General features: G+C 59.6%; 12 protein-coding genes. 5 read left to right on the forward strand and 7 right to left on the reverse strand.

What is annotated here, in order from left to right:
- Window positions 1–329 precede the first annotated feature (329 nt).
- The 7 genes from ABD720_RS12275 to ABD720_RS12305 all read right to left on the reverse strand — a co-directional run bounded on the left by ABD720_RS12275 (window position 330) and on the right by ABD720_RS12305 (window position 9,126).
- Complete coding sequence (locus ABD720_RS12275) at window positions 330–2,114, reverse strand: glycoside hydrolase family 15 protein (RefSeq protein ID WP_344763579.1); 1,785 nt, start codon at window positions 2,112–2,114, stop codon at window positions 330–332.
- Window positions 2,111–2,905 (reverse strand): trehalose-phosphatase, encoded by a 795-nt coding sequence (gene otsB, locus ABD720_RS12280; RefSeq protein WP_344763580.1) that lies wholly within the window; start codon window positions 2,903–2,905, stop codon window positions 2,111–2,113. The genes ABD720_RS12275 and otsB overlap by 4 nt, the downstream gene beginning before the upstream one ends.
- A 3-nt stretch (window positions 2,906–2,908) precedes the next feature.
- On the reverse strand, window positions 2,909–5,173 hold the full coding sequence (locus ABD720_RS12285; protein ID WP_344763581.1) for an alpha,alpha-trehalose-phosphate synthase (UDP-forming): 2,265 nt from the start codon (window positions 5,171–5,173) through the stop codon (window positions 2,909–2,911).
- A 258-nt stretch (window positions 5,174–5,431) separates the two neighbouring features.
- Window positions 5,432–6,538, reverse strand: coding sequence for a GSU2403 family nucleotidyltransferase fold protein (locus ABD720_RS12290; protein ID WP_344763582.1), 1,107 nt, complete (start codon window positions 6,536–6,538; stop codon window positions 5,432–5,434).
- Window positions 6,539–6,725: 187 nt separating this feature from the next.
- A complete protein-coding gene (locus tag ABD720_RS12295; RefSeq protein WP_344763583.1) occupies window positions 6,726–7,484 on the reverse strand; it encodes a glycosyltransferase family 25 protein in 759 nt (252 codons plus the stop codon).
- On the reverse strand, window positions 7,481–8,752 hold the full coding sequence (locus ABD720_RS12300) for an O-antigen ligase family protein (RefSeq protein ID WP_344763584.1): 1,272 nt from the start codon (window positions 8,750–8,752) through the stop codon (window positions 7,481–7,483). The genes ABD720_RS12295 and ABD720_RS12300 overlap by 4 nt, the downstream gene beginning before the upstream one ends.
- A 74-nt stretch (window positions 8,753–8,826) precedes the next feature.
- A complete protein-coding gene (locus ABD720_RS12305; RefSeq protein WP_344763586.1) occupies window positions 8,827–9,126 on the reverse strand; it encodes a hypothetical protein in 300 nt (99 codons plus the stop codon).
- A gap of 195 nt (window positions 9,127–9,321) precedes the next feature.
- Here ABD720_RS12305 and urtA point away from each other — a divergent pair, with 195 nt between their 5' ends.
- The 5 genes from urtA to urtE all read left to right on the forward strand — a co-directional run bounded on the left by urtA (window position 9,322) and on the right by urtE (window position 14,416).
- A complete protein-coding gene (urtA, locus tag ABD720_RS12310) occupies window positions 9,322–10,575 on the forward strand; it encodes an urea ABC transporter substrate-binding protein (protein WP_344763587.1) in 1,254 nt (417 codons plus the stop codon).
- Window positions 10,576–10,760: 185 nt separating this feature from the next.
- Complete coding sequence (urtB, locus tag ABD720_RS12315; protein WP_344763588.1) at window positions 10,761–11,678, forward strand: urea ABC transporter permease subunit UrtB; 918 nt, start codon at window positions 10,761–10,763, stop codon at window positions 11,676–11,678.
- A gap of 46 nt (window positions 11,679–11,724) precedes the next feature.
- Window positions 11,725–12,906, forward strand: a complete 1,182-nt coding sequence (gene urtC, locus ABD720_RS12320; protein WP_344763589.1) for an urea ABC transporter permease subunit UrtC — start codon at window positions 11,725–11,727, stop codon at window positions 12,904–12,906.
- The gene (gene urtD, locus ABD720_RS12325; protein WP_344763590.1) at window positions 12,903–13,670 is read left to right on the forward strand and encodes an urea ABC transporter ATP-binding protein UrtD; all 768 of its coding nucleotides are present in this window, start codon (window positions 12,903–12,905) and stop codon (window positions 13,668–13,670) included. The genes urtC and urtD overlap by 4 nt, the downstream gene beginning before the upstream one ends.
- Window positions 13,671–13,726: 56 nt before the next feature.
- Window positions 13,727–14,416, forward strand: a complete 690-nt coding sequence (gene urtE, locus ABD720_RS12330; RefSeq protein WP_344763591.1) for an urea ABC transporter ATP-binding subunit UrtE — start codon at window positions 13,727–13,729, stop codon at window positions 14,414–14,416.
- Window positions 14,417–14,482 lie beyond the last annotated feature (66 nt).

Here is a 14,482-nt window from a genome sequence, read left to right on the forward strand (position 1 = left end):
GCACTGTCTGAGCGCAGCGAGTTTGCGGCCCTCCCCCTGACCGGGCACGGTATTTGGGAACCCGCAGGGCAGCGGTCTAGCGGTCGCCTTTTTCTTGGTTACTGCTTTTTGGCGAAGCAAAAAGAAGTGACCGGCTGCCGGGCCGCCCCCGGCTTGCATCAACGGAGAGCAACCGTTTTAGCTACCGCAAGCCGCAAGCCGCAAGCCGCAAGCCGCAAGCCGCGCAGGAAGCTTGACGCATGTTGGGCTTCGCAGCCCAACCTACGGTCGGTGGTTTGCGCAGTGAAATTTGCCGGTAAAACCTGCCTTGAAACGGCTGGTCAGCTCGCTCAATACGCCTCATCCCACGGGATGCTCAAGCGTGCCGCGCACTGGATCAATCCCACCATGCTGTAGGTCTGCGGAAAATTCCCCCACAGTTCGCCGGTATCCGGTACGACGTCTTCCGACAGCAGTCCGAGGTGGTTGCATTTGGTCAGCACATTGGTGAACAGTGCGCGCGCCCGTTTGTGTTCGCCGAGCTGGGCCAGCGCGATGATCCACCAGAAGGTGCAGACCAGAAAGGCCGTTTCGGGCTCGCCAAAATCATCGCGCTCGTCGTAGCGCAATAAAAAATCCCCGCGCCGCAGATATTTTTCGATCGCGTGGACGGTGCCGGCGAAGCGCGGGTCGTCGGGTGCCAGGAACTGGATTTCGACCATCAGCAGCAGGCTGGCATCGAGCCGGTTGCCGCCGAAGGTCGAGACAAAACTGTTCAGGCCGGGATTCCAGGCCGAGGTGCAGATCTGTTCATGGATGCGCAACGCATGTGCCGCCCAGACCGCTGCGCGCTCCGGCAAGTCCAGCCGCAGCGCGATCGCGGCGAGCCGGTCGCAGGCGGCCCAGCACATCATGCTGGAGAAGGTATGCACCCGCTTGGCACCGCGCAACTCCCACAGGCCGGCATCGGGTACGTTGTAATTCAGGACGGCAAGTTCACCCAGACGTTCGAGGTCGGTGAACATGTGGCGACCAGCCGGTCGCTCCAGCCGGGAGTCGAAAAATGCATGGGTGCTGGCCAGGATCGCTTCACCGAACACGTCGTTCTGGACTTGCACATACGCCTGATTGCCCACGCGTACCGGTCCCATGCCGCGATAGCCGGCCAGCCCCGGCGGGATGAATTCGGTGAGCACCGCTTCGCGCCGGATGCCGTAGACCGGCTGCAAGGGAATTTCGCGTGTGTCGGCGATGATGTTGAGGATGTAGTCCAGATAGTGCTCCATCGTCGCGGTGGCACCCAGGCTGTTGAGCGCATTGACCACGAAGTACGCATCGCGCAGCCAGCAAAAGCGGTAATCCCAGTTGCGCCCGCTGCCCGGTGCTTCCGGGATCGAGGTCGTGGTGGCCGCCACGATCGCACCGGTGTCGTCGAAGGCATTGAGCTTGAGCGTGATGGCGGCACGGATGACCACGCCTTGCCACTCGAACGGAATGGCCAGACTGCGGACCCAGCGCTGCCAGTACGTGCGTGTGGCTTCATGAAAATTACGGCCGATTTCGGCCGGTGCTGCGGCGACGGTTTCATCGGCACCCATCAGCATCGTCACGCTGTCCTGCAGAAAAAAAGGAATCTCGTGCGTGATCGCCGAGATGGCTGCATCGGTGGTCAGGCGCATGGACTGGGAGGCGCCGGCAAACGAGACATGATGCGCACCGAGCTGCATCGATGCACGCTGACTACCGTAACCAATGGCCGGTCGCACCCGCAACAGGATGCGCGGTCGGCCACTGGTGCGGCGGATGATGCGCACCAGCATCGACGGCGTGAACAGGCGGCCATGCTGTTCGAAACGCGGCGCAAAGTCGGTTACTTCGATGCCGTTCCCGGCCGCATCCTTGAAGCGGGTCGTGAGGATGGCGGTATTGCGTTCGTAGGATTGGTCGCTGGAAACGACGCCTTCCAGCCCAACCTCGATCTGGCCGAATGCGGCATCGCCGCCTTGCAGCAGACTGCAGCAAACCGGATCGCTATCGAAGTGCGGATAGCACCACCAGGTGATGGCAGCATGGCGGTCTACCAGCGCACTGGTACGGCAATTGCCGATCAGTCCGAGATCGAGGGAAGTGGTCATGATTCGGCTCCGTGGCGTATTGGCTCCTGGCCTGCAAGGTGTGTCAGCAGCGTATCGAGTACCCGCAGCAGGTCGCGCTGATGCGGCACAAAAAATTCGGCTCCGGATCCGGCTGCGTCCTGAATGCGCAACGTTAGCCAGTCGGCGCGATGGCGCCGGAAAATCGCTTCGTCGGTGTCGTCGTCGCCAACATAGATCGCACTGGGCAGTGCGTAACGGGCGCACAGGCCGGCCAGGGCGTCGCCCTTGTCGGGGGCATCGGGAGGCAACAGGTTGAAGACACATTTGCCGGTGACGACATGGGCCTCGGGCAGCAATCCTGCAAACAGCGCCCGCAGAGCGATCTCGGTATTGCGGCGCTCCCGCACACGCCGGTAATGCACCGACAGCGAGAGGGTTTTGTCTTCGATGACGATGGCCGGATCGAAGTGTCGGGTGTCGCGCAGCGCGACGATCAGGCGCGCATGCCAGTGCGCGCACAGGCGCTGGTAGCCCCCGGACCAGCGTTCCCAGTCGGCCCATCCTTCGATGCCGTGGTTGCCGATCAGATGGTCCGGCCGGAAGTCCAGTCGCAGGGTGATATCGGCCAGCGCACGTCCGGTGATGATGGCGACCTGCGCATGGCGTTGCAGCATCAACAGTCGGCGCAGCACGTTGTCCGGCATCGCCGCCATAGCCGGGTCGGCCACGATCGGTGCAAGCGTGCCGTCGAAATCGAACGCACACAGCATGCCCGGCCGCACCAGCGCCGCGACACGCGCGGCACCGTGATCAAAGAAAGGCAGCGCCATGACTCAGACCGCCTGGCGTCGCGAGCGCCGGCTGTGGGAATGGATCTTCGACATGACCCGTTCGCGCTGGCGCAGGCGCGCGGCGTCGCGCAACATGTGTCCGGCCCAGCGATAGACATTGAAATTCCTGACCAGCGACCGCATGCTGCGCATCCGCTCGCGCTGTTCGATGGCGGGCATCGTCAGCGCCCGCAGCAAGGCGTTGGCGCCTTCTTCGACATGGTAGGGATTGATCAGCAGCGCTTCATGCAGTTCGCGCGAGGCGCCGGTGAACTGACTCAGGATCAGCACGCCACTTTCGTCGTTGCGGGCGGCAATGAATTCCTTGGCGACCAGGTTCATGCCGTCATGCAGGCTGGTCACCATGCAGACATCGGCGGCGCGGTAAAACTGCTGCAATTGTTGCTGGTCGTGGTACGCGGCTTTCAGCACGATCGGCAGATAGCCCGGCCGCCCGAAACGCAGGTTGATGCGCTGCGCCAGTGCGCGTACCCGCACTTCAAATGCCTGGTATTCCTCCAGCGAGGAGCGGCTGGGCGCGGCGATCTGGACGAAGGTAAATTTGCCGACCATGCCGGGACTGAGTTCCAGCATCCGTTCGATCGCCTGAAAGCGTTCAATGATGCCCTTGGTGTAATCGAGCCGGTCGACACCGATGCCGAGCAGGCAGTTCGGCGCGAGTGCCAGCGCGTTGCGCACGCGGGCGCGGACCTCGGCGACAGGCAGGTTGTCGCTGTCATCCGACTCGGGCCAGGCAATCGAAATGGGATAATTTTCTACCTGGGTGAGGGCGCCGCCGTACGAAATGGTCGAGGCCTCGGTTTCGATGCGGGCCTCCAGGTAGCGGTCTACCGAGTCGAGGAAATTCTTGCGATGGAACGGCGTATGGAAACCGAGGATGGTGCTGCCGAGTAGTCCGTCGAGGATCTGTTCGCGCCACGGACAGATACCGAAGGATTCCGAATTCGGCCAGGGTATATGCCAGAAGGTGATGATCGTGGCCCGCGGCAATACCTCGCGCACCATGCGTGGCAACAAGGCGAAATGGTAATCCTGCACCAGCACCACCGGATCGTCGGAACGTGCTTCGCTGATGACGGCTTCGGCAAAACGCTGGTTGACCTCGACATAACGGTCCCAGTCGCTGGTGCGAAACACCGGCCGCACATGGGCGATGTGGCACAGCGGCCAGATGCCTTCGTTCGCAAAGCCGTAGTAGTACCCGCGCTCTTCTTCTTTCGATAGCCAGACCCGTCGCAAGGTGTAGCTGGGATTGTCGGGCGGGACCCGTACGTGGTCGTGGCGATCGACCGTCTGGCGATCGGCCGAGCCGCCGCCATGCGCAATCCATGTGCCGGAACAGGCGCGCATGACGGCTTCGACGGCCGTGACCAGGCCGCTGGCCGGGCGCCGCACTTCGATGCCGGCGGGCGTGTCGATGTGGATATATGGTTCGCGGTTGGAGACCACCAGCACCTGGTCGCCGGCAAGTTCGCCGTCGAGCAGCGTGCGCAGCTTGTCTGCCGTCCACGGTTCCGAGACGGCCGGCGCGCCCAGGCGCTCCAGATGGTATTCCCGCATCAGCGCGCGCACGTCGCCGACCAGCGGTTGCATTTCCGGTGGTGCCACCGCGGCGGGGGTTTCGGACAAAGGCATCAATTCTCCGCGCAACAGACGGCGTACCCCCTTCATCCAGTCATGCCAGCTCAGATGCGCCACCAGCAGCGTGATCGCTGAAATGACCAGCGCAAGTATGCCGGCGAGCAGCATCACGTACCGGGTCGCATCCGCGCTGCGCCGTTCGATAAAGCGCATGTCGTGCACCAGGATCAGCTTGCCGAGCGGCTTCGCATCCCCCGTCAGCAGACTCTCGGCCACATGGATCGGCCCCTGCGGCAACCGCACTAATGGCTGGCGCAGGGCATCGCCGGAGCCGGTGTTGCGGCAACCGAGTGCTTCGGGATAGCTGGCGGTACTGGCAATGATGACGTCGTCGGTATTGCAAAAAGCCAGTGCGTACAAGCGGTCGTCGTCGATGGCGCGGTTGAACAATTGGCGGATGCGCGTGGTGGATTTGTCGTTGGCATAGTCGGCCAGCGGCTCCTGCAGTGCTGCTGCCAGTACGCGCGAGCGGGTGTCGAGATCGCGCAGCGACCAGCGCAGTGTCAGCGCATCCATCAACGGAACAACCAGATAGGCACCCAGCCCCAGTACCAGAATCAATGGCAGGATGAAACGCAGCGACAGTCGGAAGGAGGGGTGGGACATTGCTCTCTCGGCGATCTGGTGTTGCACGACATGTGCTGTCGTCTTTTCGTTGGTCGCAACTGCCAAACTCTTGCGCACTGCGTATCAGGGCTATGTGACCCGCTTGCCGGGCAAACGTTCCTTGATACGGCGTGGTGGTGCGGCTGCATCGGACTTCCACAATCGCCTTGGTGAGCCTGGTGCTCAGGCGCAAACGTGTTGCGCTGGCTGTGGTGCTACGGGTTTTTTGGCTATGTCGCCCGATCCGGTGCGTACGGTTCAGGCCTCAGGGTGGCGCTTTTTTTTCGCTGGAACTGGTGCTGTGGCGGTGCCGCTGCGTACATTCGCGATTGCCTGCGCAAATGCCTCACCGGCCTGCGCACTGTGCTGTTGCACTTGATCGAGGGCCCGTATTGCACCTTTCAGCATCACCGCTTTTCCGGTCGAGGGAAAGGCCGACATGGCCTCGTCAATCTCGCCAGGATATCGTGCTTCCAAAACGCAGACCAGTGTTGCCGCCTGTAGCAGGTCTTTTTCGGTTTTGGCGAACTGATTGTTACGCGACATTGCCGAAAACATTTTGTGGACTGCGAATCGCTCCGGCGAGGGCACATGCACGGGCACGATCAGGTTCTTGCTCATCGTAATCGCCTCCATGCGATCTTCAACTAGATAGCGCATGAACGGCACGGCCTGAGCGTGAACGCCAAGCTCCGGTACCGCGACAGATTTGCCGGTCTCGCTGCCGTTGACCAACAGATCGACCAGCAGGCGTTCGGCCCCCGGCAGTTTGTGGGTGACTGCAGAGTCGCCGGGGCGCAGGCCAGTAGCAACTTTGATGAATGGCAGGTTCGATGTTTTTAGAACGTCGAGGAACGCCAGGTTCACGCCAGCAGCGAGATGCAGGGGGTGCGATCTGACGATATCGATATCCTCGGTCAGATAGCTCTGGGCAATGACGCCGAGCTTGTTCAGAATGGCGCCGTAAGCGTGGCTTCCAATGAGAGTCAGACCCGCTTCGAAAAGCGCAAAGTTATGCAATGCCGCTAGCGTTGCACCGGCTTTGTCATCCATGCAGACAAAGCCAAGCTTGCGAAGCATCTTGACCGAATTCACATCCTGCTTCGTTCTGTCAATACCTTGCTGCGCCAGTACTATCGCGATGTCTGCGGCATGGTTGCCCGTCGGCCCGCCGATATATTTGTCGCAAGGCTTCCCATTGGCATCGTAGTAACGATGGTAGAGAAACACACCGTCGCCGCGTTCCCGCTTTTCTATTGTTCCCGGTGTTCCAATGTGCAGCGTTCCCTGCGTCTGGGCGGACTGACGCACATTCTCGAATTCCGTCTGGATAGTGGCTGGGTGAGTAGTGAAAAGCGGCTTCATGTTTTTCCTTGCCACATAAAATTTAATTATATGTGGCAAAGCTCGACGCGTGTTGCGTCGTGATTCCTGCGAACTATCGCTTTCAAGGCAGGGAGTCCGGGGACTCGGTTGGTGGCCATATTGAGCAGGATTGCTCTATAGCATTTGGCAAGCGCCGTGTTCAGCGCGGCCATGGCTCGCGAGCAACTTATGAGCCGCGCAACAAAAGATGCACCCGCTTGCAAGCCCGCCACCAGAGTTTTTTGTGCAGTGTGCCAGCGCGATGCAATTCTCTGGCAAGTCTGGTGCGCAGCGGAAGTCGCGAACGGTCCTGTGCACCGAGCGTGGTCGCGAATTCTCCGATGTGCGAAATGCACGCTGGTTCGATCCCCATCAGATTCAAACGATGCTCCCAGTCCCGGTCGATGGCGACATCGATCGGGTGGACCATGCTGGCGGTGTATTGCAACAGGACAGTCGCGGCATAACGATTGATCAGATAGCCTTGCATGCCGTTCGGCTGTTTGAGATAGGAGACCAGGAAATGTTGGCCAAGGATGCGCTTGACCGGAAAATAACGGCACTTGAAAACACCGAAAAGCCGAACAAAATCCCACGAGGAACTGGTGTCGCAGAGCGACTGCACGACCTCGGCAAAATCCGGATGGAATTCGACATCGTCCTCCAGGATCAGGCACGCCTTTTCTGCAGTCTGAAGAAAACGGGCCCAGACCGCCTGATGGCTGAGATAGCAGCCCATTTCGCCAGGCCGGAGTTCGCGTCCCGTAAATCGTAGCCGGGCTTTGCGGTTGTAGATGGCAGGCACGTCTGCCTCCGTTGAAATCCGGATTGCATCGAAAAACGCATAGGGTAGACCGAATCTCTCGAACTGCAGGCGCATGTACTCCCGCCGTGCCAGCTGATCGCTGAGTGAAATGCAGTAGATAGGAATCGTGCCTGCCATCATGTTTTTTTCCTCGCCGATTCACGGGCATCCGAATCGGTTGTGCTTGCGATCACGACTCGGTTATCTGTACGCCAGCCCGTATCAAGTGCGACCAGCATGAGGCTCATGGTGATCGAAAAAAACAGGATCGTTTCGCGCCAGTACAAGAGAATATCGACCAGCCCGGCCAGAATGAAGCCTGAGGTAAGTACGATCAGTACGCCAGCCCCGATACGCCGGGCAGGACTGCTGTAGGCGGCGATGCCCGCTGCCATCGGTACGCCATACAGCAGCGCCAAACTGAGGATGCCGACAATGCCGCCTTCTGCTGCGGCGCGCAGAAATTCATTGTGCGGGTGGGTAAACAGTTCCATGCTCGTTCGGGTCTCCTTGCGCGCAACCAACGTCCCTAATTCACCGGGAAACCGGTGGTTGCCGATGCCGAGCACCGGATGCGACAGGAACATCTTGCCCGCCGCACGCCATAGCTCGATGCGAATCGTTGCGGAGGTTAGTGCGGTTTCGGGTCGGGTCAGGTATTGGTTGATCTCCGTAACCGTGTTGTCCTGGCGCGGCCAAAGTGTCGAACTCGACATCACAACCACGGCCGTGATGACTGCAACGGCCGCACCACAAAGCGGGACGAGCAGGTTGCGCCGTGCCAGAAGCAGCCACGCGACTATGCCAAGGCTGGCGGCGATCAACAGTCCGCTGCGTGTCACTGACAACAGTGGCGCGGCCAGGCCGAGCAGGCAAAGCAGAATCGGCGGGATCCGCTTGCGCCAAGTGCCGTCGGCATCCAGCCATAACCAGGTCGAGAGAGCGGCGAGGACAATGGTCAGTGACGTCTGTGGAATGATGGCAAGGAAGCCGTTTGGCGGAGCACCCCGGTCGAGACCAAGGATCTGCATGTGGACGAGCAGTAGCGCGACGCTATAGAGAACAAAAACAAGGCAGCCACGCAAGAAATAGCGGAAGTTCGGACGCGTCACCAGCAACGCGAGATAGATCGGAATGCCAGGCAGATAGCGCGATACGTCGTCGAAGCCGCGCAGCGGCAGCGGCGGATCGAGAAGGAAGTACTGCGCTGCGGCCAGACATATCGGCAAGACCAGTGCCAGAATCCACAGCTTGCGGACCGGCTGCAGCCGTTCTGCCAGTATCGCGCGGCAACGTACCAGACAGATCAGGCTCAATAGCAGTAGCGAAACCGAGACCACATCATGCAGCGTCTTGTTGACCGCAAGCGATGCGGGATACAGGAACAATAACCAGTTAAACGCAATCAACTGCTTGCCGCCATGCAGTCCTTGCGTGTCGCCCGGAGGACGATAATCGATTGGACTGTTTGCGTCGGAATTTGTCATGGGCGATGTCGGGTTGTACGGGAACCGGCCTGTGCAGGTTGTCGTGCCAGTGCTGCGGCGCAAGAAGTATATCTGCTCGCCTGAATTTCGCCTAAAAAAAGGGCAAGAATCCCTGCCTGCTTGATCAAAAGCAAGGCCGCGCCCGTCAGTCCGAACTGCGGCCCAACAGCGCTGCAGTCACCCGATGCCGGAGGGCGCAGCGTCGTCAAATTGCCCAAAAACACATCCCCGCGACGCAACCCTTGCTTCATCGCATGCAGCACGCGATCTCCGGGGATCGACAGCATCCGCATCATGCCCTTCCCAACTCCTGCGCAGCATCACTTACGTCAAACGACGTATTGATGCAGTGCAGCGCAACTTCTACTCTTTGTCTCAGAGCAAACAGCTTCCCGGTTCAGGACACCACAGCATGGTTCCCGGCGGCCGGTGACTCCGGTGTGTTGCCCACTTCGTTTTTCCGCCTCATCACAGTCTGAAAGGAGCATTGCATGACTCATCGTTCCCCCACCGATATCAAGTCGGCCCAGCGCCGCAAAGTCCTCATGGGCCTGGCTGTTGCTTCTGCGCTGGCCTTGCCGGCCATGGGTTTTGCCCAGACACCGGCGACCGCGAAAATCAACACCACCAAGCTGGCCATCACCGATACCGAAGTCACGGTCGGCCAGTTGCATTCGGCCACCGGCACGATGGCGATCAGCGAAACCGGCGCGATCCAGGCCGAACGCCTGGCCATCGATCAGATCAATGCGATGGGCGGCATCCTTGGTCGCAAGATCAAGGTGATCCAGGAAGACGGCGCCAGCGACTGGCCGACGTTTGCCGAAAAAGCCAAGAAGCTGCTCGAAAGCGACCGCGTCGCCGCCGTCTTCGGTTGCTGGACATCGGCGTCCCGCAAGGCCGTGCTGCCCGTGTTCGAAAAAGACAATGGCCTGCTGTACTACCCGACTTTCTATGAAGGCCTGGAGCAATCCAAGAACGTGTTCTACACCGGTCAGGAAGCCACCCAGCAAGTGCTGGCCGGCCTCGACTGGATCGCCAAGGAGAAAAAAGCCAAGACCTACTTCCTGGTCGGCTCCGACTACATCTGGCCACGGACCTCCAACAAGATTGCCCGCAAACATATCGAGAACGTGATCAAGGGCTCGGTCGTTGGCGAAGAGTACTACCCGCTCGGCAACACCCAGTTCGGCTCGTTGATCAACAAGATCAAGCTGAAAAAACCGGACGTGATTTTTACTGACGTGGTCGGTGGCAGCAACGTCGCTTTCTACAAGCAGCTGAAAGCCGCCGGCGTCACCGCCAAGACCCAGAACGTGCTGACCATCTCGGTGACCGAAGATGAAATGCTCGGTATCGGTGGCGAAAACATGGAAGGCTTCTATGCCTCGATGAAGTATTTCCAGAGCCTCGACAACGCCAACAACAAGAAATTTGTGGCCGACTTCAAGGCCAAATACGGTGCCAATTCGGTCATGGGTGACGTGACCCAGGCGGGCTATCTGGGCCCATGGCTGTGGAAAGCCGCGGTCGAAAAAGCCGGCAGCTTCGATGTCGACAAAGTCATCGCCGCTTCCGCTGGCATCGAACTGAAGATGGCGCCAGAAGGCTACGTCAAGGTGCATGAAAACCATCACCTGTGGAGCAAGACCCGCATTGGCCAGGCACAGAAAGACGGTCAGTTCAAAGTGGTCTACGAGTCAGGTCTGATCGAACCGAATCCGTTCCCTAAAGGCTATCAGTAACCAGAGCCTGGCCCGGGCACCGTCAGACGGTACCCGGGCTGTGTTCGGGCATGACTCAACCGGTTCATCGCAGGTCGACCTGACCGTGATGTACCGGGTTTTTGCACGAAAAAACACCGAATCACATGTCGAATCAGGCACCGATTCAAACACCGAATTTTTTACCAGCATCAACGGGAGTCACCATGGAATGGTTATCTGAGTTTGGCGCCATCTTCGCGATGCAGGGCTTCAATGGCCTGTCCGTCTTTTGCGTGCTGTTACTGATGGCGCTGGGGCTGGCCATCATCTTCGGACAGATGGGCGTGATCAACATGGCGCATGGTGAATTCCTCACCATCGGCGCCTACATGACGTATTTGCTCTCGAGCCTTACAACCACCTACGCGCCGGCGTTCCAGCCCTACTATTTTTTTCTGGCGATCGTGTTGTCGTTTCTGGCTGCGTACGGCGTCGGGTATCTGACCGAGCGGCTGATGATCAGCCGCCTGTACAAACGCCCGCTCGACACCTTGCTGGCGACCTGGGGCCTGAGTCTGCTGATGCAGCAAACCTTCCGTTCGATCTTTGGCGCCAAGGAAGTCAGCGCCACCTTGCCTGACTGGCTGATGGGGTCGTTCAAGCCGACCGAGAACATCGATATCCCGATCAATGGCGCGTTCATGATGTGCCTGACCGTGGTGATGACCGGCGGGATTTTCCTGTTGCTGTTTCGTTCGCGCTGGGGCTTGCAGGTGCGTGCCACGATGCAGAACCGGCTGATGAGTGGCGCGGTTGGCATCAACACCCGCAAGGTCGATCGCACCACCTTCGCACTCGGTTGCGGTGTAGCCGGAGTGGCCGGATCTGCCTTCACCACGATCGGTTCGACCGGCCCGACCAGCGGCTCGCTGTACATCGTCGATACCTTCCTGGTGGTGGTGTTCGGTGGTGCCCAGAGTCTGATTGGCACGATCGCATCGGCCTTCTCGATTGCGCAAACCCAGTCCACAGCGGAATTCTTTTTGTCCGGATCGATGGCCAAGGTGCTCACGTTATCGGCAGTGATCCTGATCCTGCTGATGCGTCCGCAAGGCCTGTTCTCCGCCAAGGTACGCAAATGATCGGCCTGCCGATCACCCAGGCGCCACCCCAATAAAAGGAAAACCCATGAATACCTACTACGAAAAATTGCTGGGAGGACGGCAGGGCGCGATCGGCCTGCTGGTGCTGGGTGCACTGCTGATCGTGGTGTTCCCGTTACTGTTCGATAGCTTCCGTCTGAATCTGGTCGGCAAGTATCTGTCGTATGCCTTCGTTGCCGTCGGGCTGGTGCTGTGCTGGGGTTACGGCGGCATCCTGAGCCTGGGGCAGGGTGTGTTCTTCGGCGTCGGTGGCTATTGCATGGCGATGTTTTTGAAGCTCGAAGCCTCCGACCCGATCAGCACCAGGATCCAGTCGACACCCGGCATCCCCGACTTCATGGACTGGAACCAGATCACCTCGCTGCCGGCCATGTGGCAGCCGTTTCACAGCCTTCCGCTGACGCTGTTGCTGGTGATCGCGGTACCTACGTTGCTGGCCTTCGTGATCGGCGTGGCGATGTTCAAGCGGCGCGTCGGCGATGTCTATTTTTCGATCGTCACGCAAGCCATCGCCGCGATCCTGTCGATCCTGATCATCGGCCAGCAGGGCCTGACCGGTGGCGTCAACGGCATCACCGACCTGAAGACCATGCTGGGCTGGGATATCCGTACCGACTCGGCCAAGCTGATCCTGTATTTCGTCAACGTCGGCCTGCTGCTGGTGTGCATCCTGATCGGCCGCTACATCCTGACCTCCAAGCTGGGGCGCTTGCTGATGGCGATGCGCGACAAGGAAGAGCGGGTCCGTTTCTCGGGCTACGACGTGGCCAGTTTCAAGGTCTTCGTGTTCTGCGTGGCAGCGGCGTTTTCCGCCATCGGCGGCGCGATGTTCACGTTGCAGGTTGGCTTCATGTCGCCGTCCTTCGTCGGTATCGTGCCCTCGATCGAGATGGTGATCTACGCCGCAGTCGGTGGTCGCATGTCGCTGCTGGGCGCGGTCTACGGCACGCTGCTGGTGAACTTCGGCAAGACCTATTTTTCCGAAACCTTCCCCGAGTTGTGGCTGTTTTTGATGGGCGGTTTGTTCATCGCGGTGGTGATGTATTTCCCGAACGGGATTGCCGGCCTGTATGAGAGTCATGGCCGTAAATACCTGGCCCGCTTGCTGCCTTCGGGACGCGCCAAAGCGAAAGCAACCGAGAAGAACGACACATCGCGCCAGTCCGCAGTCCCTGCAGAGGGTGTTTACCTGGAGACCGCAAAATGAGCACCACACCGATCGGCGTAACCAATCCCCACCGTCCCGTGCTGGCCATCGAAGGCCTGACGGTTTCGTTCGATGGTTTCAAGGCAGTCGACAACCTGAACCTGTATGTCGGGCGCAATGAAGTCCACGTGGTGATCGGCCCGAACGGCGCCGGCAAGACCACCGTGCTGGATCTGATCTGCGGCAAGACGCCGTCGACCTCCGGCAGCATCCGCTTCAACGACCGCGAACTGACCAAAATGCGCGAATTCGACATCGTCCGCGCCGGCGTCGGCCGCAAGTTCCAGACCCCGTCGATCTACGAAAACCTGAGTGTCTACGAAAACCTGGAGATGTCGTTTCCGCGAGGCCGCTCGGTGTTTGGCGCGCTGGTTTTCAATCGCTCGCCGGACGTGATCGCCCGGGTCAAGGAAGTCGCGGCGGAGATTTTCCTGGACGAGCAATTGCACCAGCAAGCCGACCTGCTGTCGCACGGCCAGAAGCAATGGCTGGAAATCGGCATGTTGCTGATGCAGGAACCGGAACTGCTGATGCTGGATGAACCGGTGGCCGGCATGAGCGTCTCCGAGCGCACCAAGACCGCCGAACTGCTCGGCCGGATCAGCCAGGGCCGCTCGGTGCTGGTGATCGAACACGACATGGAATTTGTCAAAAGCATCGCGCACAAGGTGACCGTGCTGCATCAGGGAAAAGTGCTGGCCGAGGGCAGCATGGAATCGGTGCAGGCTAATCCGAAGGTCATCGAAGTGTATTTGGGCCATTGAAGTTGGGTCACTAAAGTTGTGTCATTAACTCGGCCTTGAAACCGACAGGAGAACCCATGTTCAGCATCACGAATCTCGTATCCGGCTACGGCCAGAGCCAGGTCATCCACGACATCAACCTGAACGTCGAGAAGACCGAAATCGTCGCCATCATGGGCCGTAACGGCATGGGCAAGACGACGCTGTTCAAGACGCTGATGGGCGTGCTACCCAGGCGCAGCGGCAGCATCCGCATCGACGGCACCGAAATCGGTGCGATGGAAAGCTATCAGCGCGTTGAAAACGGTATTGCCTACGTACCGCAGGGCCGCATGATTTTTTCCCACATGACCGTGCTGGAAAACATCCAGACCGGGCTGCCTGCCAAGGCCCGCGGCAAGGTGCCGGAGGAACTCTACGCGCTGTTCCCGGTGCTCTATGACATGCGTGGCCGCAAGGGCGGCAACCTGTCCGGCGGCCAGCAACAGCAGCTCGCGATTGCCCGTGCACTGGCCACCGAGCCAAAAGTGCTGTTGCTCGATGAACCGACCGAAGGCATCCAGCCATCGATCATCAAGGACATCGCTCGTAGCCTCAAAGAGATCCGCACGATGCGTCAGCTGACCATCATCGTCTCGGAGCAGGTATTGAGCTTTACGCTCGATATTGCCGACCGTTTCCTGGTGATCGACAAGGGCCGTTTCGTCTACGAAGACACGCGCGCCAATGTGGATGCACCGACCATCAGCCGGTATTTGTCGGTGTAGTTGGTGTAGTTGGTGTAGTTGGTGTAGTTGGTGTTAGTCGACAGCATCTGATGCACACGATTTAGT

This window comes from Actimicrobium antarcticum (assembly GCF_039536745.1).
In the GTDB taxonomy this organism is placed as follows: domain Bacteria; phylum Pseudomonadota; class Gammaproteobacteria; order Burkholderiales; family Burkholderiaceae_D; genus Actimicrobium; species Actimicrobium antarcticum.

Coding starts and splice junctions, on each gene's coding strand:
- ABD720_RS12275 (WP_344763579.1), bottom strand. CDS start 2,114: ATGACCACTTCCCTCGATCTCGGACTGATCGGCAATTGCCGTACCAGT.
- otsB (WP_344763580.1), bottom strand. CDS start 2,905: ATGGCGCTGCCTTTCTTTGATCACGGTGCCGCGCGTGTCGCGGCGCTG.
- ABD720_RS12285 (WP_344763581.1), bottom strand. CDS start 5,173: ATGTCCCACCCCTCCTTCCGACTGTCGCTGCGTTTCATCCTGCCATTG.
- ABD720_RS12290 (WP_344763582.1), bottom strand. CDS start 6,538: ATGAAGCCGCTTTTCACTACTCACCCAGCCACTATCCAGACGGAATTC.
- ABD720_RS12295 (WP_344763583.1), bottom strand. CDS start 7,484: ATGATGGCAGGCACGATTCCTATCTACTGCATTTCACTCAGCGATCAG.
- ABD720_RS12305 (WP_344763586.1), bottom strand. CDS start 9,126: ATGATGCGGATGCTGTCGATCCCCGGAGATCGCGTGCTGCATGCGATG.
- urtA (WP_344763587.1), top strand. CDS start 9,322: ATGACTCATCGTTCCCCCACCGATATCAAGTCGGCCCAGCGCCGCAAA.
- urtB (WP_344763588.1), top strand. CDS start 10,761: ATGGAATGGTTATCTGAGTTTGGCGCCATCTTCGCGATGCAGGGCTTC.
- urtC (WP_344763589.1), top strand. CDS start 11,725: ATGAATACCTACTACGAAAAATTGCTGGGAGGACGGCAGGGCGCGATC.
- urtD (WP_344763590.1), top strand. CDS start 12,903: ATGAGCACCACACCGATCGGCGTAACCAATCCCCACCGTCCCGTGCTG.
- urtE (WP_344763591.1), top strand. CDS start 13,727: ATGTTCAGCATCACGAATCTCGTATCCGGCTACGGCCAGAGCCAGGTC.